The organism is Nostoc sp. PCC 7107 (genome assembly GCF_000316625.1).
Taxonomy (GTDB): domain Bacteria; phylum Cyanobacteriota; class Cyanobacteriia; order Cyanobacteriales; family Nostocaceae; genus Nostoc_B.
This window is the reverse complement of record NC_019676.1, coordinates 3306515-3327402: the sequence shown is the minus strand read 5'-3', so window position 1 is coordinate 3327402 and position 20888 is coordinate 3306515. Positions and strand designations below refer to the sequence as shown.

Genomic DNA, 20888 nt, shown 5'->3' with positions numbered 1-20888 from the left:
CGACTGCAACTTTTGACTCTTGACTCTTGACTCTTGACTATTTATTATGCTGAGGCTTCTATTTCCTCAATACCTTCTTTGTCTTCTGGATCTACTTGGCGCAGGCGAATGTGCTTCTTCCCTAAAGTGATCAGAAACTCATCACCTGGTTTGAGATTCATTTGTTTTGTGTAAGCTGAACCAATCAGTAAGTTACCGTTGGATTGTACGCTAATACGATAGCTGGCACTACGTCCACCACGTCCATTTGCATTGGGCGCACTGTCTAACTGAATGCCTTCAGCATCAATGAGGGCATTTAAAAATTTCATCATATTGACGCGCTCTATACCATTTTTGGTAACGGTATAGTAGCCGCAATGCTTGGCTTTTTCTTCTTTGCTAAGGTTCTCTAGCTCTTTGACTTTTTTGAGCAGTTCTTCCCCGACGAGAGGTTCAATTTTTTTCTGTTTAGGCATCAACTTAGATAGAAAATGAATGGTTGAAGTAGTTGAATCGATTTTATTTTAGCTGAGATTGAGTTGATAGAAACAAAATTCTTTAGTTTTTATATCAACCAAGCCAAGTATATTACAATCCTAGCCAGAATTGTTGCACAATTATCAATAATGTCAAGACAATCTATAGTTGAGATATCGACAATGCTGATCACTATATATAGTGAATGAAAACTGCTAAACTATACTTGTTTAAGTTTTTTAAACTAACGCATAAAAGTTTATCTACTCAGTCAGCTTGCTTGGGAGAACATAAAATGATAAGCAGACCTGATCTTTAGTCATTAGTCAACAGCCAAACAATTTTGAATTTTAGATTTGCAATTTTAGATTGACTGTATCTACAAGTGGATGTACTTGGATATTTAAAATTGACATTCTTAAACTTGTTAAGTCCCCTGGCGACGGGTCTTGTACCGAAGATGCAATCCCAAATCTCAAATTAGCCCGATGAATATGGAGATTAAGAACTACGAATTTTTGACTCTCTACTTCGAGAATATGCAGTTTCGCCTACGAACTGGAGATGCAAAAATCTAGGTTTTGGACTATTGATTGATGAACTATAGACTTTTGACTATGGACTCTTGATTAAAAAATAATGAAACTAACTACCAAAGGACATTACAGTGTCAAGGCATTGCTAGATTTAAGCTTACAGCCAGATTACGGGCCTGTATCTGTCAGAGCGATCGCTCAACGCCAAGATATTCCTGCACCTTACCTAGAAAAATTGCTCATAGAAATGCGTCGTTCGGGGTTAGTTAAATCAATGCGTGGTAGCATTGGCGGCTATCAACTAGCCAGAGAACCAAGAGAAATCTCCATTGGCCAAATATTAGAAGCCGTCGGCGAAACCATTACCCATATTCCCGATCGCCATCCAACACCAATCCAGGCTGAAGATTGGGTAACTTACACTCTCTGGCAAAGACTCAATCAAAAACTTAAAGAAGCTTTATACAGTATTACCTTGGCAGATCTCTATTACGATGCCCGCAGTTGGCAAGCATCGTTAGGAGAAGAAGCGAGTTTTGTGGTTTAGTCAATGGCTAAACTCACCAATCAACCCTTATCCAATCCAAAATCTAAAATCCAAAATCCAAAATTGTATGACATTAATCATCGCCGCAATTTTAGATTTTCTAATAGGTGATCCTTGGGGTTGGCCTCATCCAGTACAAGTGATGGGATGGATAATTTCTCGCTTCACAAAATTAGCTTTGTCTATATGTCAAAATTCCCTAACACAAAGAATTGCCGGAATTTTGCTGGGAATAATTTTAATCATTGGTAGTGGTTGTATCGGTTGGCTAACAGTTCAAATTGCCAGAGAGTTACATCCAATATTGGCAATAGTCATAGAAAGTATCATCCTCGCCAGCTGTTTTGCGTTGCGAAGTTTGCGAACAGCCGCCACAGATGTTTTACAACCTTTAATTACTGGCAATTTATCAGTAGCGCGTCAGGCTTTAAGTAATTATGTTGGTCGAGATACGCAAAATTTGTCAGAAGCTGAAATTTTGCGGGCTGTGTTAGAAACTGTCAGCGAAAATGCCACCGATGGAGTGATGGCTCCGCTTTTTTATGCCATTATTGGTGCTTGTATACCAAACTTAGGTGCAGTTCCTCTAGCTTTGGCATATAAAGCCAGCAGCACCTTAGATTCAATGGTGGGTTATAAAGAAGCACCATACACTTATTTAGGTTGGTTTTGTGCGCGGTTAGAAGATTATTTAACTTGGCTACCTTGTCGCTTAACTGTAATTACCTTGGCTTTGTTATCAGGTAAACCCTTGTCTGTTTGGCGGATATGTTGCAGAGATGCCATTTTAGACCCCAGTCCCAACTCTGGTTGGAGTGAGTGTGCTTATGCGGCAATTTTGGGTGTGCAGATGGGAGGGATAAATTGGTATCGGGGTGTGGCTAAAGAAAAACCATTGTTAGGCGATGCCATTTACCCCATTACACCGACAACAATTCATCAAGCGTTGCAACTCACGCGCTATAGTTTTTTATTGTGGCTAGGAATAGCGATCGCTATATTATTCTGTCTCCCAAACAAGTCATGATAAAAGTAATAAATCAAAGGTCAATCGTCTATAGTTCAAGTTGACCTTTGACTATTGACTATTGACCTTTGACCATATCTTATGTGTGCAAAAGTAGTTGAAATTCTCTCATCAGAAGACTTGCGGCGTACCTTAACCCGCCTAGCGTCGCAAATTGTCGAACGGACGCGTGATTTATCGCAACTGGTACTTATGGGTATTTATACTAGAGGAGTACCCCTTGCAGAATCATTGGCACGTCAAATTGAGATACTGGAAGGTGTCACAGTGCCTGTAGGAGCTTTAGATATTACTTTTTATCGAGATGACCTTGACAAAATTGGCTTGCGGACTCCTGTCAAAACCGATATCCCTTTTGACCTGACAGGGAAAACCGTTGTCCTAGTTGATGACGTAATTTTCAAAGGGAGAACAATTCGCGCGGCTTTAAACGCTGTAACTGAGTATGGTAGACCAGAAATAATTCGTTTAGCTGTGTTAGTAGACCGAGGTCATCGAGAAGTGCCAATTCAAGCAGATTTTGTTGGTAAGCAATTACCCACAGCAAAAGAAGAAGTGGTCAAAGTTTATTTGCAAGACTTAGATGGACGAGATGCAGTGGAATTAATTGGAGATTAATCAAAGAACAAATGACTATTCACTCTTAGTTATGATTTTTAATCAAGCTAATTGCTTCTAACAACTGATTAGCGGTGTAAGGTTTAGACAAAAAAGCTTTAATTCCAATATCATAAGCAGCATTTACCTTATCGCTGGAAGCAAGTCCACTGATGGCAATAATTTTGATATCTGGGTTAATTTTTTGCAGTGTACGGATAGTGGTAAGACCATCCATAGATGGCATAACCATATCTGTTAATACTAGAGAAATTTCATCTCGATGTTCGGCGTACAAAGCAATAGCCTCAATCCCGTCGCTGGCTGTGATGGCTTTGTAGTTGTAGCTTTCGAGAGATGTTTTGGTAATATCTCGAATGGCAGGTTCATCATCCACAATCAAAATTAGTTCTCCGTTACCGCTAGGAAATACTGGTTCTAATTCTTCCAGGGTTTCTGTGATTTGCTGTGCGGGTAAATATATTTTAAATTGACTACCTTGCCCTTCTTCACTGTAGACATTGATAAAACCACCGTGGTTTTTGACAATTCCCAAGACTGTAGAAAGTCCTAGTCCCGTACCTTTACCAAGTTCTTTAGTAGTAAAAAATGGCTCGAATATGCGATCTAATATTTCTGCGGAAATACCCAAACCTGTGTCAATCACAGAAATAACAATATAAGGGCCAACTTTAGCATCAATGTGCATATTGGCATAATTTTTATCAACCAGAAGATTTTCAGCAATAATTTTCAAAATTCCGCCATTAGGCATGGCATCACGGGCATTAACGCACAAATTCATCAGCACTTGATGTAGTTGGGTTGCATCCCCAGATATCACCCAGAGGTTTTGCGGTAGTCGAGTTGTAATTTCGATGGTTTTGGGAAAGGTTTCTTTGGCAATCTGCTGAATTTCGAGGATTAAGTGTTTGAATTGCAATAGGGTACGTTCTCCCTCAATCCCGCGAGTGAAAGACAGGACTTGCTTGACTAAGTTTGCCCCACGTTTGGCGTTAGCCGTTAATATTGGTATTAGTCTACGAGAACGTTCATCTTGTAACTGTGATTCTAAAAGTTGGGCGGTCATTAAAATGGGCGCTAAGACATTATTGAGGTCATGGGCGATACCACTGGCTAGTGTGCCAATACTTTCTAGTCTTTGCGCCCGCAGAAATTGTGCTTCTAGTTGTTGTTTTTGGGTAATATCAGTATTTACTACTAAAATTGCTTGGGGTTGATGTGCAAAATCGCGTACTAATGTCCAACGACTTTCGACAATAATTTTTTTATTAGATGTTGTTGTTTGGTGTAATTCTCCTTGCCAGGAGCCGTTTTTCATCAATAAACGTAATGCTTCTTGCAAGCGAGACAAGTTTTTTTCTTGCCATAGTGCTGGTGTTTTTTTACCAATTACTTGGTCTTTGCGCCACCCATATAAAGTTTCGGCGGCTTTGTTCCAAAATAAAATTTGGTCATCTAAATCACGGACAAAGATTGCATCGGTAGCAATATCTAGTAATGCGGCTTGTTCGCGGATTTTTTGTTCTGTTTGTTTGCGTTCGATGGCGTAACGAAGGGAACGTTCTAATAAAGGTGCTGTTAATTGGCTTTTTTCTAAATAATCGGCTGCGCCAGCTTTCATAGCTTCGATGTCAATTTCTCTATCGCCTTGACCTGTGAGTAAAATTATTGGTGCAGCACAACCATTGACAACGGCTTCGCGTAAAAGTTCAAGTCCGTTGTGGATGCCTAAGCGATAGTCTACAAGATATATATCATGTTGATTTGCAGCGATCGCCTGCTTGGCATCTGCATAATTATCTACCCATGACAACTCACAGCCATCTGCTTGAAATTCACCGAACCAATCACGAGTCAAAATATAATCATCTTCGTCATCATCAATTAGCAGAACTCTGATTAGGTTTTTGTTCATTTCTTCCTCCCGCTACTGCTAGTGGTAATTCCACAGTGTCAAACCAGTATTTCCCTAATGTTTTCATGAGTTCGACTAAGGCGGAAAATGTCATGGGTTTGACTATGTAAGAATTAGCACCCAAACTGTAAGTGTGATAAATATTTTCTTCTGCCCTGGATGTCGTGAGGACGATAACAGGAATCAGTCGTAGTTCGGGGTCAGTTTTGATTTCTTTAAGTACCTCCAGACCATTTTTCTTGGGCATATTTAAGTCTAGTAAAATTAAGCCTGGGCGTGGTGCCAGACTAGTATCAGCGTATTGACCACGATGACAAAGATAATCCATCAATTCTTCACCATTACTCACCGCATGTAAATCAATTGGCAATTGACTGACTGTTATTGCTTCACGGATTAACATACTGTCATCTTCGTCATCATCAGCCATTAAGATAGTCACGGTTGGTTGCCGACCCTTCACTCTGCAATTTCTCCTTCTACAATATAGTTATTAGTATGAATTAAAGCTGAGAAAAAATCTCATATTCGCAATTATTAATTTAGCAGGGGATATACGGCTGAATTCTGCCGGAAAATAGCCTTGATGTCTAGCTTTCAAGAGTTTAATTTTGTGACTTTTTCTGTGGTTTGCTGGCAATTAAAGGTTGTATTTGTCCAATGAACCTTATTTTGAGGAGTTTTAGTAATCCCTCTCTAGGAATAAAAATTCTGTAGGGAAATTCATCGGCAAAGTTACAAAAAATTTTGTCCCTTGTCCTGGTTTACTTTCAGCAGTAATTTTGCCAAAATGCCGTTCGACAATTTTACGGCAGATAGTTAAGCCAATGCCTGTACCTTCGTATTCTTGACGACCATGTAACCTTTGAAAAATCTGAAAGATGCGATCGCTATATTTTTGTTCAAATCCAATCCCATTATCTTCAATGATAATTTGACAAAGTTCCAAACCCACAACAAATTGATCTGATTGATTGTGGAAATATTGACTATAGATTTTGACAATGGGTGTCATTTGTGGACGATGAAATTTCAAGGCGTTGCCAATCAGATTTTGCATTAATTGGCGCATTTGTAGAGGATCAGCGGGAATTGTCGGTAAATCTCCAACTTCTATGGTTGCGCCTGTTTGCTGTATTAGCACTTCTAAATCAGACAATACCTCTTGAGTAATTTGCGCTAAATTCACAGATATAGAAGGTTGCGCTCTGGTTGTCACTCGTGAGAGTGTTAATAAATCTTCGATTAAAGTCTGCATTCTCACAACAGCATTCTGCATTCGCTCTAGATAATCTGATGCAGGTGCGGGTAAAGCGTCGCCACAGTTGCTAATCAGCCGTTCACTAAAGGTTTTAATTTTCCGTAGTGGTTCTTGTAAATCATGGGAGGCGATAAAGGCAAATTGTTGTAGTTCTTCGTTAGAACGGCTGAGTTCTTGACGTTGACGAGTTTCGGTTTCTAAAATTTGGCTTTGGGCTAAAGCAATCCCGATTTGATCTGCGAGTTGTTGAAAAAGTTCAATTTCCCAGTTATTCCACTGACGGGGATGGGCGCACTCATGGGCTACCAGCAAGCCCCAGATTTGATTTTGCAGAAAAATTGGCACGGATATCTGGGCTTTGACCCTCAATTGTTGCAATATTTGGAGATAAGCTATTGAGATGTTGGCTTGCTCTTGGTCGATGTTACTAATAACTTTAATCGTTCCCTGAGCATATTTTGCCAGACACATTGGGTCAAAAGTTGCTCGGTTAATTATTTCCAGATCAGAAGCCGTTGCTAAACCAGAAACTACAGCTTCCTTCAGGGTGATGGCTTTACCATTTGAGCGCAGTTGTAAAATTAATACTCGGTCTGCATGGAGTAATTTTTGTACTTCTGTGACACTGGTTTGCAAGATTTCGTCAATTTGTAGAGACTGACGAATTTTTAAGGTGATATCAGCAAATAATTGCGATCGCAAGTTTTGCCATTGTAGTTGCGCCTGTACCCGCTTGCGTTCTGTAATGTCCATCATTGCGCCAATCATCCGTACAGGTTTGCCTGTCTGGTCATAGATGATATAAGCCCGATCTAAAATGTCGGCATAGGAGTTGTCATAACAGCGAAAGCGGTATTCATTCGACCAGAATTGTTGAGCGCGATTCATCGCATCCCACATATCACTCTCGATTCTTGGTTGATCCTCTGGATGTATGCGTTCGTACCACCAGCTTAAATCAGCATTCAATTGAGACAATGAATAACCAAACAGTGTTTGTACACCTTGATTCCACCACACTTGATTAGTAAGCAAATCCCAATCCCAGATTACATCGTTAGTTGCACGGGTAATAATTTGAAATCGTTCTTCGCTTTGCCGTAGTTCGGCTTCTGCCTGTTTACGCTTAGTAATATCTACGACTATTCCAAACATTCGCGCAGCTTCCCCAGCCGCATTGCGAAAAACTACACCTTTGCTCACTAACCAGCGAATACTCAGGTCAGGTAAAACGATGCGAAATTCCACATCACACTCTGTGTCTGTTTGCACAGCTTGGGTTATCGAGATATTGACAAAATGGCGGTCTTGGGGGTGAATGCAGTTCAAAAAAGTTTCATACTTACCATCAAAACTACCCGGCTTCAAGCCAAATAGTGCTTCTTTGTTATCTGACCAAGTAATTTTATTGGTAATAATATCCCAGTCCCAAGTACCCATACGGGCAGCTTCTAAGGCAATTTTAATTTGGGCTTCCCGGAGTTGCGCCTGTTGGTTTTGCTGGCGTAATTGCTTGATGGCGCGAGATGCTGCCAAAAGATGGCAGATTCTGTGGGATAGTACTAGCCATTGAATTGGTTTAGTAATGTAGTCGATCGCACCTACAGCAAAAGCTCGCTCTACGTCTGCTGGCTCATAAGCTGCTGTAATCATTAATATCGGTGTATCTTGGATATCTGGGAATGTTTGCAACTGAGCGCAACAAGTAAATCCATTCATGACTGGCATAATGGCATCTAATAGCACCATATCTGGATGTAAATCTGTGTAGACACCAATAGCTTCACAACCATTACGGGCTTCTACAACTCGATATCCTGCATGTTCCATCAGTTGACGCAAGTGAATTCGCGTTACATCGTCGTCATCGACAATCAGAATCAGTGCTGAATCTTGATTAGTCATGGTGATTAGTAATTGGGCATTATAACAAGGCAGGAGGGAAGAGGTTTTCCAGTCATTTTACTTTTTGTTACATAGTTCGGTTTATTTGCACCGTTCTGCTTAATTTTATTTTGATGCTGAGTGTAAACAGCGATCGCTTCCATACCATCACTCACACGAATTGTTTGGTAGTTGAATATCTTGATGGAACAATTGTTGATATTCCATCAGTTCTTTGAGGTGGACAATACCCCAAATTTCACAGAAGCGATCGTTAAAATATAAGATGTTATCGGTGTATTTATCGACAACATAAAATGCCTGTGGCGAAACACTATTCATTGAGTGTAACAGTGTTTCTTTTCTGCGTAATTGAGTTTCTGCTTGCTGGCGATCGCTAATATCCTCTACTATATGGGCAAATGGCGATCGCCCAGATGAACTGGCGGCAATTACAGAGATAGTGGCTGACAAACATTTTCTTCCTTTAACTAGAATTTTAGTCAAGATTTCGAGTTTGTTTTGATAAATAAGAGCTACAGATTGTTATGTCCCAAAATTTATCAGTACAAAGACGAGGTAGCATTTCGCCCCAGAGCAATATACTTAAGTAATGGCTATGCTTACTTATACAAATTATTATTAACTTCGCTATGACCAATACATTTACCGCACCAGTTAAGCCGAGAATCGAAGATAGTTTTGCAATTACCTTTGCCCCATTATCACTCGAAGAAATTTATGCTAAGGCTGATGCGTCGGCGAATGGTGCTGTGGTGGTGATGAGTGGGATGGTACGCAATAATACTGATGGACAACCTGTGGTTGCTTTAGAATATCAAGCCTATGAACCAATGGCTATGCAGGTATTTTATCAAATTGCTGCTGAGATTCGCACGTTTTGGACTGAGATCAATCGAGTTGTAATTCATCACCGCATTGGACGGTTACAAGTTGGAGAAATCAGCGTTTTAATTGCTATTGGTTGTCCCCATCGGGGTGAGGCGTTTGAAGCTTGTCGCTATGCTATTGATACCCTGAAACATAACGCACCAATTTGGAAAAAAGAACATTGGCAAAATGGTTCTAGTACTTGGGTCAGTATTGGTGCTTGCGAACAGTCAGGAGAAAATTGTTAAAATTGCTGAAGTGTTTGCCTATGCCCGTGTTTTATCTAGAGAACAGGCACATAATTTGGTGGCGATCGCAGATAATACCAAAGTATTACTCTATCCTAAATTAACGTGAGTCTCCAACGGAGGCGCACGTTAATTTATTAGCTAAAAACTGCTCTAACTGTTAGTGGCTCTGTATTTCCTTGACAAATCCAGGCTCCCCAGTAAAAAGGATGCTGCAATGGTGTGTCTTCTTCTTGACAATCAATCTGGCTGTCTGCTGATACTTCCTTAGCTCTTAAAAGTTCTTTTAGTACCTCAACACCCAAAGCTGATTGCCGTAATTCTTTAACAGTAATTGTACGCACATAGTTCTGAGCTTGATGTAACGCCTCGGCTCGGCCAATACCAGACTGTAAATTATCAAAAAAACGTTCCATCAAGAAGGCTGTTACTCTATCTGGAACTGGCCATAGGCTCATCACCAGGGTTTGTGAACCCGCTACGGCAAAAGCACGACGTAAACCAAATACACCTTCGCCAATTTTAATGTCTCCTCTGGCGGTATCACAAGCAGAAAGAACCGTCAGTTCATTATTCCACAAATCTAAACTGGCGATATCTTGGGCGAAAACAAAACCTTTGCCTGCATTTGGGGGGAGAGTTCCACCGCATAGCCATGTGTTAGCACCTGCTAAAGCCAGTCCAGAACGCATCATCGGGTTTTCTGCTTTGGTGGTTCGCAGACGTTCTATACTCAAAAAAGTACGCTGGCGATCGCTTGGTTTTGTTTCAGAGTTACTCAAAAATAGGCCGTGAGTGGCAATCAGCATAATATTAGGACAATCACTATTGACTAGGCGGCTTTCTAATGCTTCTGTACCTAAGTATAATTTTGCATCCAGAAGTTTTTTCGCCACACTTTCACCCAAAAATCTTGTCCCCACAGCGCGACGCAAGGTTGTTTCTGGGATGGGTGGTTTGATTTTCGTTTCCGCCTTGGAAGCTAAATTTGTAGCGGACTCTGCTGTTAAATCAAAATCAGGATCAGCAATAATCAGTGGTGCAGAGATGGAAGGTTTTGGTTTTTGTACTTTGCTGTGAAGAATTTCTCTGCCAACACTGAGATAACTGATGGTATATTCATTCATTAACAGTCTTGTACCAGTGTTATCGACAGGCAAAATCTGAAACGGCACTAGGTTTAAATTGCCATCTGGTGCAACAATTAAATGTCTGCAATCTTTTACACAGTCACGGATAGGTGCAAAAAGCAGTTGACTCAGTTGAATAGCGGCTGTGGAATCGTAAGATTGTATATGCAGCTTTGGTTTATTGGGGGTTTTTCTCAAAGCTAATGTTGGCTGGTGATAGTCAGAGGCTTGTAAGCGAAATACCTGAATTACTTCATCAATGGTTGCGGCTATTCCTAAGTCAAGCATCTGCACTGCGTCTGGTTGTCCGGCTTTTAGAATAAATGCTAGATATCGAGCCGGATACCATTGAGTTGCTCCATTCGCGGCGATCGCCTGAAAATCAAATACATCAAAGCGGACAAATTCGACCAAAATAGAATCAGGAGGTAAGGCTGCGGCTATAGTTTGACGGTCAAAAGTTTCCTCAGATAACTGAATCTCTGGTACTTGCAATGCTAGTTGTTTTTGCAAGTAGTTGTACTGTGCTTGCAGTCGTGTTAAATTCTCTCGGTAAGTTCTCAACTGGTGTAAGGTTTTCTCGGTTGTCGAGGTGTCATCGGTTTGCGGAACCGAGAAAGTTAAATGCACCAGTCGCGTGTTTAAATCACTCAGCTGACGAAATTTTTCTTGGAGTTGGGGGTAGCGTCCACTGTAGAGAGCTTGGTTTTGAGCCGCCAGGGCTGATGCTGTGAGTCCTTTGCGTTTTAAGATAAAATCTAGGGCTGCAAGTTTGGCGTTATCGGAGTTGGATAGATGTTGGTAAACTAACGAGAGAAATAAATCAAAATTATTTCTGATTTTGTCGAGGAAGGAGAGGCGATCGCTTTCCGAACTAAACGCAAATATGTTACGAATAATCTTATCCTCAATTTTACTGGCTGCAATGCGATAAGCCAATGCTTCATCTGGGCGGTTAGTCGCAGCTAAAACAGTAGCGAGATTATTCATACTAAACGCCACATCGGGATGCTCTTCTCCCAATAAGCGTTTTCGCATCGCCAAAGTTTCCACATACTTCTGCTCTGCTTGTGCAAAACGCCCTAATGAAAAGTAAAGTTCTCCCAGATTATTCAGACTTATAGAAACTTTTGGGTGTTCTTCCCCTAATAAAGACTTTCTCAGGTTTAATGTTTCTAGATGCAGTTGTTCTGCTTCTTGGTAACGCCCTTGAAAATCATAAATAACAGCTAAGTTATTCATGGTAGTTGCTACTTGCGGGTGTTCATTACCGAAGGCAGTTTTAACAATTGCTAGAGCTTCTAAAAATAATGATTCTGCTTGAGAATATTGATTTAGATCATCATATAATACTGCTAAGTTATTCAGAACAACTGCAACAAATGGATGTTGTTCTCCTAACAGACGTTTTGCCATCGCCAAACACTCTAAATGCAGCTTTTCTGACTCTGCATATCGTCCTTGAAGGCGATAAAGTACTGCTATTTGGTTGAAAGTATGGGCAATTTCTGGATGTTCTAACCCTAGAATATTTCTTTGGATTTCTAACGCTATCAAATATTTCTGTTCAGCTTCTGCATAACGTCCTTGTTCTTCATAAAGTGCGGCTAGATTAATTAAATTATCAGCAATAACTGGATGCTCTTTCCCTAACAATTTTTCCAGCATAGGTAAGACTTCCAAATATTGTTGCTCTGCTTCTAAATAGCGTCCTTGATATGTATAAACTACTGCTATATTCCTTAAACTCTCAGCAATATCAGGGTGTTCAGAAGTGAACAATTGCTTCCTCATCCCATGAGCTTCTAAATAAATTTGTTCAGCTTCTAAATAACGTCCTTGGCTAACATACACATCAGCTAAGTTACTCAAACTCGCTGCTACATCAGGATGTTGATTTCCTAGCAAGCGTTTCCGCATTGCTAAAGCTTCTAGATATTTTTGTTCCGATTCTCGGTAGCGTCCTTGTTCTTTATAGTTGCTGGCAAGATTATTTAAGATAGTTGCTATGTATGGATGTTCATTTGGGAGGATTTTTGGCAATTTGGTTAGAATTTCATGAAACGTTGCTTCAGCCTCTAAATAACGCCCTTGAGAGTCATACAATGCAGCTAAATTATTCAGGCTAACAGCAATTTCTGGATGTGATTCGCCAAATAAGCTTTGTTTCATCGCTAAGGTTTTTAGGTGCATTTGTTCTGCATCTGCATAGTGGCCTTGTGATGTGTAAATGTTGGCTAAATTATTTAATGTTTGGACAATATCAGGATGTGATTCACCAAACAAGCGTTTTCGCATTGCTAAAACTTCTAAATGTACTTGTTCGGCTTGGAAATATTTTCCTTGTTCTCGATATATTTCTGCCAGATTATTTAAATTAGTCGCAATTTGAAAATGCTCTTCACCAAAGATATCTTTCCACAATTCCAATGCTTCTAAAAATAGTTTTTCCGCTTCTATATAATTACCTTGTGCATGATATAAAGCTGCGAGATTATTTAAAGATTGAGCAACATCAGGATGTTCTGAACCTAGAATATTTTTCCTGAGAGTTAAGGTTTGCAAGTATAAGGGCTGGGCTAATAAGTAACGTCCTTGCATCCGATATAGTTCGGCGAGGTTATTTAAGCTATCACAATATTCAGGATTTTCTGTTAGCTGTTGATTTTTGCCTAGATTTACAGCTTGCTGGGCAACTATTAGAGCTTGTTCTAGGTTTCCTTGTCCTGCTAATTCTACAACTTGTAAGTTAAGTTGATTGAGTTGTTTTATAAGTTTTTTCATCTGCTAGTTCCAGATGTTTATATGTTTTTTCGCTTTTATTAATTACTTATTTTATCTAAAATTTCTCATCCCCGTGAGGGGTAATGAATTGAAAACACCTTCCGTTGGACAGTGTCAAACGAGATACTGCTGAGTTTCCATCCCCGTGAGGGGTAATGAATTGAAAACTCCAATCACACCAGCACAGCTCGCCGCGCAACTACTTCAGGTTTCCATCCCCGTGAGGGGTAATGAATTGAAAACACCAAAGTTTGCATCGGGATAAATCCCGATGCGACAGAGTTTCCATCCCCGTGAGGGGTAATGAATTGAAAACTATAATTTGGATATCCTTCACCGCTTAAGCGGGAAAGGGTTTCCATCCCCGTGAGGGGTAATGAATTGAAAACAGTTCAGGGGCTTAGGTTCCTGCCTTGTCCTTGAGGTTTCCATCCCCGTGAGGGGTAATGAATTGAAAACATTTTGATCTGACAGTTTTTGAAACTGAAGTAAAAAAAGTTTCCATCCCCGTGAGGGGTAATGAATTGAAAACCCCTGCTCCAAGCATTAGTCAGACTGAAATTAAAGTTTCCATCCCCGTGAGGGGTAATGAATTGAAAACCTGGTTTCAGCGCGGTTACTGGTGGTCTATTAGGTTTGTTTCCATCCCCGTGAGGGGTAATGAATTGAAAACTTTTGTTGTAACCGCGTTGCAGCAAGGCACCCTTGGGTTTCCATCCCCGTGAGGGGTAATGAATTGAAAACAATTAATCAGTGTAAAGAATTGCAAATTTTTAAGGTTTCCATCCCCGTGAGGGGTAATGAATTGAAAACGACATCCCCGGATATAATTATAGTCCACCATACGTACATGTTTCCATCCCCGTGAGGGGTAATGAATTGAAAACAGTTACTTCCTGCGGAATGAGTCGCAATTTTACTTATGGTTTCCATCCCCGTGAGGGGTAATGAATTGAAAACAATTTTCTGAGGGGAGAATCCTCTCGAGTCGCGTCGTCCAAGTTTCCATCCCCGTGAGGGGTAATGAATTGAAAACGATGTAGATAATTTTCTAGTAGGTCATGCGGGAAAATATTTGTTTCCATCCCCGTGAGGGGTAATGAATTGAAAACAATAATGATCCAAAGTGCACGCTTGAGAACATCCAAAAAGTTTCCATCCCCGTGAGGGGTAATGAATTGAAAACAAATGTGTAGGAGGGGGAGGTGCATCCCCCGCCTCAAGTGTTTCCATCCCCGTGAGGGGTAATGAATTGAAAACAAAATACTGTGTTGTGAGTTTGATGAAACTATAGAGTTTCCATCCCCGTGAGGGGTAATGAATTGAAAACCCGGACTCAGACAGGTACCGCAGTACAAGTCGATCTCCAGTTTCCATCCCCGTGAGGGGTAATGAATTGAAAACTGGTTTAGAAACTGTTTTAGTACCTGCTAACGCAGACGACAAGTTTCCATCCCCGTGAGGGGTAATGAATTGAAAACTTGGTTACAACTTAAGCCAACCCACTAACACAAGAGAGTTTCCATCCCCGTGAGGGGTAATGAATTGAAAACTATTGGAGGCCAGGGCGGAGGCATTTACCCCCATCACTATTGTTTCCATCCCCGTGAGGGGTAATGAATTGAAAACCATAGAACCTCTTCCCCCCTTGGGGACAAGGTGTTGTCAAGTTTCCATCCCCGTGAGGGGTAATGAATTGAAAACTTTCGGTGCATTCATTCCCACCAGATGCAAATGAGAGTTTCCATCCCCGTGAGGGGTAATGAATTGAAAACGAAAAAATTTCAGGAGCCACCCGGCAGACCTGAATAGTTTCCATCCCCGTGAGGGGTAATGAATTGAAAACACTTTCTGCGCGTGTAATGCGGAGAAAGCTGAAATCCTGAGGTTTCCATCCCCGTGAGGGGTAATGAATTGAAAACACGGGCTTACCCGTGACCTCCCAGGTCACAATTGCTCGTTTCCATCCCCGTGAGGGGTAATGAATTGAAAACCCTACCCTTTTAGAAGCCTTAGCCAGAGAGGGTTAGAGATAGGCATTTCTGAGGGGGGTCTAATTTACCTGTCAATAAGTACATATTATTGAGAATAGAAGGCTATTAGACCAGACTCAAAAGCTTGTACAGTAAGCTACCTGAGGGGGTCAACGAAAGAATAAGGGTTTCAGCGATCGCCTGACCCCCTCAGGTAAACTTATGTAAAGAAAGTCAAAATCAATACTTTAAGTTCCAGTTGGAAACTTTAGATTAAGTTTTCAAGGTTCTGTGCTTTTAAAGGGCAGTATAACAAAATACCTTAAATTTTGAAAGCTGAAAACATTAACTTTTTTATCATGCGCTCACCATGTAATCTGTATACCAAAGTTGAGATTCTTCGTGTTCATGCACATAATTTAGTAATTCTGTCAGATGACTAGCTTCTAGTTCTAAAACCTCATCATTATCTTGGGTTAACCAGTCTAATTGAGGTACTTCTTTGGTAATGATGGCGATAATTTCTTCCTTACCGGGAGTTCCTTCGACGGGGAAAGCGTTCATTGGTGAACCCGGTTGCGGTAAGCTGGTTTTACCAGTATCTAAGTGTGGCTGTTGAGCAAAACATGAAGGACAAAAACACCACATTTGCCCAGATGTATCTTTTTGCAATAACAATAAATAACCGGGAGTTGACAAATTTATCTCAACTTGAATGTAACTCCCGATTTGCACTGATGTTTCGTACCGACTGGGGATTCTTGTCCCCCAACCAAGTGTTTCTTCTTTGACTAAGACTAAACCCATTTGTTCAGTTGGCGAACCTAATGATTGAAGTTGTTGCCATAATTTATCGAGGGGTGAGAGTTCTTCGGTTTCTATATCACCAAACACGGCGATGTCTTTCCAGTCTAAACCCAAAAACACGCATATTTCTTGAAAGTTTGTGCGATATATCGGTTTAGTGTTGAAGAAATTACTAACAGTTGAATAACCTAATCTTACTTCTATAGCAAAATCTGTTTGGGTTAAATTTTTAGCTTTTAGGGCTTTTCTTGCTAGTTGTACGCCTTCAGGTGATGCTACCAGAGTTCGAGACATAACAAGTAAAAAGTAAAAAGGTAAAAGGTAAAAGTTAACTGCTATTTAAGATAATTTGTCTTTGTAAAAATTGGGAAATTAGTAATAAAAATTTTGGAATTAGTAGTTGACGAGTATAATTTTATACTTTAATATAAAAGACATGATAAAGGCGATCGCTTCCTTCCCCAAAGAACAAAGCAACCGCCCTTATCTAAACCCCACAAAAGGTAAAAGCGATCGTCTGATTCCGGCAAGAAGAGAGCGATCGCTTTTATACCCCTCACAAAAGGAGCATACAGATAATGATGGCACAATTACTCAAATTCGCCCAATTCCCATTAGTCCAGTTCTTAAGACAAAACTTCCACTTCCCCACTCCCAAGCAAATACCCCAACAACCATTTCCCCACCGAGAACCAATTAAACATTTACTAATTGGTTCTCCCAAAGCCGTCACCAGTACAATTCACTATTTGCAAGTTATTGGTTACGCCAGTGTGGGAGATTGGAGTCCACTGCAAGCAACGGGTAATCCAGATGAGGTGATGAGTATTTTAAGCCGTCAAATTTTGATGCAGTAATCTAGATGTAGAGACGTTGCAATGCAACGTCTCTTGAGCAAATTTATTCATAATTTTTGAATTGGCATAAGTCATATACGAACTCATATAAAAGAGTCAATAACCCATACACGAACTCATATATAGCACTGCAACAATTAAATTGTAGGTTGGGTGGACGTTAAAAAACTCAATATAAAACCATCTTGAGTTGGCAAAATCTATGTTGGGTTTCGCTGTTGCTTCACCCAACCTACTTTAAAACTTTTGCCTTTTTACTTTTTACTTATTCATCATGTTCACTCAAGAACATCTACATTTCGCATGGCTACAAGTTTGTGCGGGGAGTAAGACTGCGGGTGTAGATGGGATTTCTGTAGAATTATTCGAGTCGATGGCTACTGAACAATTGCAGAATCTCGTCTATCAACTCAACAATGAAACTTATACAGCAAGTCCCGCCAAGGGGTTTTATATACCTAAAAAAAATGGTGATAAGCGGTTAGTTGGTATCCCTACTGTGCGGGATCGAATTATTCAGCGTTTGCTACTAGATGAGTTGTATTTTCCTTTAGAAGGTACCTTTCTAGATTGTAGCTATGCTTATCGTCCGGGACACAATATTCTGCAAGCAGTACAGCATTTATATGGATATTACCAATATCAACCGAAATGGATTATCAAAGCTGATGTTGCTGATTTTTTTGATAATCTTTCTTGGGCATTGTTGTTAACTTTCTTGGAGAAATTATCTCTTGAACCGAGTGTATTACAGTTAATAGAACAACAGTTGCAATCAGGAATGATCATTGCTGGACAATATCGTAATTTTGGCAAAGGAGTTTTACAAGGTGGAATACTTTCTGGTGCTTTAGCTAATTTATATCTGACTAATTTTGATAAAAAATGTCTGAGTCAAGGGATTAATTTAGTGCGGTATGGTGATGATTTTGTGATTGCTTGTAATAGTTGGCAAGAAGCCAACCGCATCCTTGACAAAATTACTGTTTGGTTGGGAGAGGTTTATTTAACTCTCCAATCAGAGAAGACACAGATTTTCACTCCTAATGATGAGTTTACTTTTTTAGGTTATCGCTTTGCTGGCGGTGAAGTTTATGCACCACCGCCTCCCAAACCTGTACTCAAAGGTGAATGGGTAATTAATGATTCGGGTAATCCTTATTTTCGCACTAAACCAAGACCAAAAAAACCAGTTTCTCATCCGCCTAAAGCTTGCAGTATTGACAAGCCGATTAACTTTCCTAGAGCATCTTTATCTCATTACTGGCAGGAAACCATGACTACTTTATATATAACAGACCAAGGCGCATATTTAAGTGTCAAAAATCAGCAATTCCAAGTTTATTATCAAGGTCAATTGCGAATTAAGGTTCCAGTTAGTCGAGTGAGTAATGTGGTGTTATTTGGTTGTTGTAATGTTTCGCATGGTGCGGTGAGTATGGCTTTGCGGCGACGAATTTCGATTATGTATTTATCGCAGAAGGGCAGATATTTTGGTAGATTGCAAGTTTCGGGTGATGCTAAGGTTGAATATTTGATGTTACAGGTTGAACGTTGCCAAAATCCTGAGTTTACACGAACTCTAGCAGAAGTAATTGTGACAGCTAAAATTCATAACTCTCGCATTTTATTGATGCGTTTAAAACGCCGAAAATCATCAGAGTTCGACGATAATCTTGTCAAAGAAGCAATCAAAGATTTAGATATTTTGATGGATAAATTACCTTTTGCAGAAAGTATGGATGCGTTGCGAGGATATGAAGGAAGAGCCGCAACAGTTTATTTTCAAGCATTAGGAAGTTTATTTTCTGGTGCGTTTAAATTTGAAAAGCGTACCAAACGCCCACCAACTGACCCTGTGAATAGCCTTTTAAGTTTAGGATATACCTTACTTAGCCACAATATTTTCTCGTTTATCCAAGCTGTAGGATTACACAGTCACTTTGGTAATCTTCATGTTCCCCGCGATAATCACCCAGCTTTGGTTAGCGATTTAATGGAGGAATTTCGCGCTCAACTAGTTGATTCTTTAGTTGCTTATTTGATTAATTCCAATATTTTCACAGAAGATGATTTTACCCCTCCTGATGAAAAAGGAGGCGTATATCTTCAACCCCATGCGTTGAAAAAGTTTCTCAAGCACTGGGAAGAAAAGTTGCAGTCGGAGTTAACGCACCCAAATACAGGATATAAGGTGAGTTTCCGCAGGTGTTTAGAGTTACAAGTGCGGGAGTATGTAGCTTGTCTGACAGGAGAGGTAAAAATCTATCGACCAATGATTTGGAAACCTTAATCAAGAAATTGCATCATGTTGATTGGTATGGTATTGTTTATACCAATGCCTGCACCATGAAAATTCAATCAGCCTTCTTTGTTTGTAACTTAATAGTTAGTTTCCTAAAACAAGTTTGTAAAGAAATGTAAACTGAGGGGGTCAGCCAAATGCTGAAAAGCCTATTGTTTCGTAGACCCCCTCAGATGACTTACTGTATAAGCGTTTGAGTGAATTTGATACTGCCTTTATTGTCAATAATGGTAGTTTGTTGACAGGTAAAACAGACCCCCCTCAGTTTTACACTTCTGTAAGCTTTATTTGGTAAGGTCTGTGTAAGAGTAGGGTTTTAAATCACTTACCCCTCACGGGGATGGAAACCAGGGCGAGGATGCGCTTGCCCCTTTCTGAGATCTTTTGTGGTTTTAAATCACTTACCCCTCACGGGGATGGAAACCATCTCCCCTCCCGCAGGAGATGAAATGGGAAAATAAAAAGTTTTAAATCACTTACCCCTCACGGGGATGGAAACATAGTTGCCAGCCTCTCAGGAGCTGGTAACCATTTAATGTTTTAAATCACTTACCCCTCACGGGGATGGAAACTAGAATAGCCCTTTTGAGACATTAACTCTAGAATTCGTTTTAAATCACTTACCCCTCACGGGGATGGAAACCTCGGTACCGTACGACAAGGTGATGTTTTGCCCCAGAGTTTTAAATCACTTACCCCTCACGGGGATGGAAACTTTTATGTGCTATTAAAGTTGCAAGCGAGGCAACTATATCGTTTTAAATCACTTACCCCTCACGGGGATGGAAACTCACGAATGCGACCTCCAACCGAGCCAGAATGCCGAATGGTTTTAAATCACTTACCCCTCACGGGGATGGAAACCGTTGCTGCTCCGCCCACGCCGCCGCTCGGCGAAAATTGTTTTAAATCACTTACCCCTCACGGGGATGGAAACTTTGTCGTTGCATGTAGTTTCGCCAAAACTACCACTAGTTTTAAATCACTTACCCCTCACGGGGATGGAAACAATGGCTGACTTTGTGCTTTGAAAAATTCAAAGCACATCGTTTTAAATCACTTACCCCTCACGGGGATGGAAACTTTTTCTCTGCTCCAAGTTATTGCGCACATCTTGTGGTTTTAAATCACTTACCCCTCACGGGGATGGAAACAAAGAATACCCCAGTCTTTAAGACTATCTTCGCCTATATGATACGGTTTTAAATCACTTACCCCTCACGGGGATGGAAACACTTCTAATCTTATCTCGAAGATTTTTCTTTGCGACATTGTTTTAAATCACTTACCCCTCACGGGGATGGAAACGGAAACACAATCCCTCCAAACGCAGAAATTTGCCAATTGTTTTAAATCACTTACCCCTCACGGGGATGGAAACTTTACTACAGCAACACCCTGTCCTTTAGAGTGAAACTCAAGTGTTTTAAATCACTTACCCCTCACGGGGATGGAAACGATCCCCAGCAGCATTGCTTACCAACACAAAAACGTGTTTTAAATCACTTACCCCTCACGGGGATGGAAACGCTTTTGCCACCCAGGCAACAAAATATCCGTGACAAGTTTTAAATCACTTACCCCTCACGGGGATGGAAACTTGATCGCCGCATCGAATGCGGCTCCGCCTTTTTCTATAAGTT

General features: G+C 40.5%; 15 protein-coding genes and 2 CRISPR repeat arrays (1 of these 17 cut by a window edge). Of the genes, 7 read left to right on the top strand and 8 right to left on the bottom strand.

What is annotated here, in order from left to right:
• Positions 1-44 precede the first annotated feature (44 nt).
• Positions 45-458 carry an AbrB family transcriptional regulator gene (locus NOS7107_RS14180; protein WP_015113666.1) on the bottom strand — a complete coding sequence of 138 codons (414 nt, stop codon included), beginning with the start codon at positions 456-458 and terminating at the stop codon, positions 45-47.
• 640 nt (positions 459-1098) lie between these two features.
• Between NOS7107_RS14180 and NOS7107_RS14175 the strand changes: the two genes are divergently transcribed.
• The 3 genes from NOS7107_RS14175 (at position 1099) to pyrR (ending at position 3187) form a co-directional block, all read left to right on the top strand.
• Positions 1099-1542, top strand: coding sequence for an RrF2 family transcriptional regulator (locus tag NOS7107_RS14175; protein ID WP_015113665.1), 444 nt, complete (start codon positions 1099-1101; stop codon positions 1540-1542).
• Between the two features lie 67 nt (positions 1543-1609).
• On the top strand, positions 1610-2569 hold the full coding sequence (gene cbiB / locus NOS7107_RS14170) for an adenosylcobinamide-phosphate synthase CbiB (RefSeq protein ID WP_015113664.1): 960 nt from the start codon (positions 1610-1612) through the stop codon (positions 2567-2569).
• Between the two features lie 81 nt (positions 2570-2650).
• Positions 2651-3187 carry a bifunctional pyr operon transcriptional regulator/uracil phosphoribosyltransferase PyrR gene (gene pyrR, locus NOS7107_RS14165; protein WP_015113663.1) on the top strand — a complete coding sequence of 179 codons (537 nt, stop codon included), beginning with the start codon at positions 2651-2653 and terminating at the stop codon, positions 3185-3187.
• 25 nt (positions 3188-3212) lie between these two features.
• Here pyrR and NOS7107_RS14160 read toward each other — a convergent pair whose 3' ends face one another.
• The 4 genes from NOS7107_RS14160 to NOS7107_RS14145 form a co-directional block, all read right to left on the bottom strand.
• Positions 3213-5105, bottom strand: coding sequence for a response regulator (locus tag NOS7107_RS14160; RefSeq protein ID WP_015113662.1), 1893 nt, complete (start codon positions 5103-5105; stop codon positions 3213-3215).
• The gene (locus NOS7107_RS14155; protein WP_015113661.1) at positions 5071-5568 is read right to left on the bottom strand and encodes a response regulator; all 498 of its coding nucleotides are present in this window, start codon (positions 5566-5568) and stop codon (positions 5071-5073) included. Before NOS7107_RS14155 ends, NOS7107_RS14160 begins: the two co-directional genes overlap by 35 nt.
• 219 nt (positions 5569-5787) lie before the next feature.
• The gene (locus NOS7107_RS14150; protein WP_015113660.1) at positions 5788-8271 is read right to left on the bottom strand and encodes a PAS domain-containing protein; all 2484 of its coding nucleotides are present in this window, start codon (positions 8269-8271) and stop codon (positions 5788-5790) included.
• A gap of 147 nt (positions 8272-8418) precedes the next feature.
• Positions 8419-8724 carry a PAS domain-containing protein gene (locus NOS7107_RS14145; RefSeq protein ID WP_044499980.1) on the bottom strand — a complete coding sequence of 102 codons (306 nt, stop codon included), beginning with the start codon at positions 8722-8724 and terminating at the stop codon, positions 8419-8421.
• Between the two features lie 179 nt (positions 8725-8903).
• On the opposite strand from NOS7107_RS14145, the gene NOS7107_RS14140 reads away from it, so the two are divergent.
• Positions 8904-9389: a molybdenum cofactor biosynthesis protein MoaE gene (locus NOS7107_RS14140; RefSeq protein WP_015113659.1), complete on the top strand. Its 486-nt coding sequence runs from the start codon at positions 8904-8906 to the stop codon at positions 9387-9389.
• The gene (locus NOS7107_RS28580; RefSeq protein WP_157374028.1) at positions 9358-9498 is read left to right on the top strand and encodes a hypothetical protein; all 141 of its coding nucleotides are present in this window, start codon (positions 9358-9360) and stop codon (positions 9496-9498) included. Before NOS7107_RS14140 ends, NOS7107_RS28580 begins: the two co-directional genes overlap by 32 nt.
• A 28-nt stretch (positions 9499-9526) precedes the next feature.
• On the opposite strand, the gene NOS7107_RS14135 is transcribed toward NOS7107_RS28580, so the two are convergent.
• The 3 genes from NOS7107_RS14135 to NOS7107_RS28575 form a co-directional block, all read right to left on the bottom strand.
• The gene (locus tag NOS7107_RS14135; RefSeq protein ID WP_015113657.1) at positions 9527-13303 is read right to left on the bottom strand and encodes a tetratricopeptide repeat protein; all 3777 of its coding nucleotides are present in this window, start codon (positions 13301-13303) and stop codon (positions 9527-9529) included.
• Between the two features lie 61 nt (positions 13304-13364).
• Positions 13365-15297: a CRISPR direct-repeat array (repeat unit 35 nt; unit sequence GTTTCCATCCCCGTGAGGGGTAATGAATTGAAAAC).
• Positions 15298-15633: 336 nt separating this feature from the next.
• Positions 15634-16377 (bottom strand): DUF4384 domain-containing protein, encoded by a 744-nt coding sequence (locus tag NOS7107_RS14130; RefSeq protein ID WP_015113656.1) that lies wholly within the window; start codon positions 16375-16377, stop codon positions 15634-15636.
• A 128-nt stretch (positions 16378-16505) separates the two neighbouring features.
• Entirely contained in the window at positions 16506-16643 is a 138-nt protein-coding gene (locus NOS7107_RS28575) for a hypothetical protein (protein ID WP_157374025.1), read from the bottom strand.
• Between the two features lie 21 nt (positions 16644-16664).
• Here NOS7107_RS28575 and NOS7107_RS14125 point away from each other — a divergent pair, with 21 nt between their 5' ends.
• Positions 16665-16940, top strand: a complete 276-nt coding sequence (locus tag NOS7107_RS14125; protein WP_157374226.1) for a hypothetical protein — start codon at positions 16665-16667, stop codon at positions 16938-16940.
• 274 nt (positions 16941-17214) lie between these two features.
• Positions 17215-19233 carry a CRISPR-associated endonuclease Cas1 gene (cas1, locus tag NOS7107_RS14120; RefSeq protein ID WP_015113654.1) on the top strand — a complete coding sequence of 673 codons (2019 nt, stop codon included), beginning with the start codon at positions 17215-17217 and terminating at the stop codon, positions 19231-19233.
• 325 nt (positions 19234-19558) lie between these two features.
• A CRISPR array of direct repeats spans positions 19559-20888; the repeat unit is 35 nt; unit sequence GTTTTAAATCACTTACCCCTCACGGGGATGGAAAC; it runs 476 nt beyond the window's last position.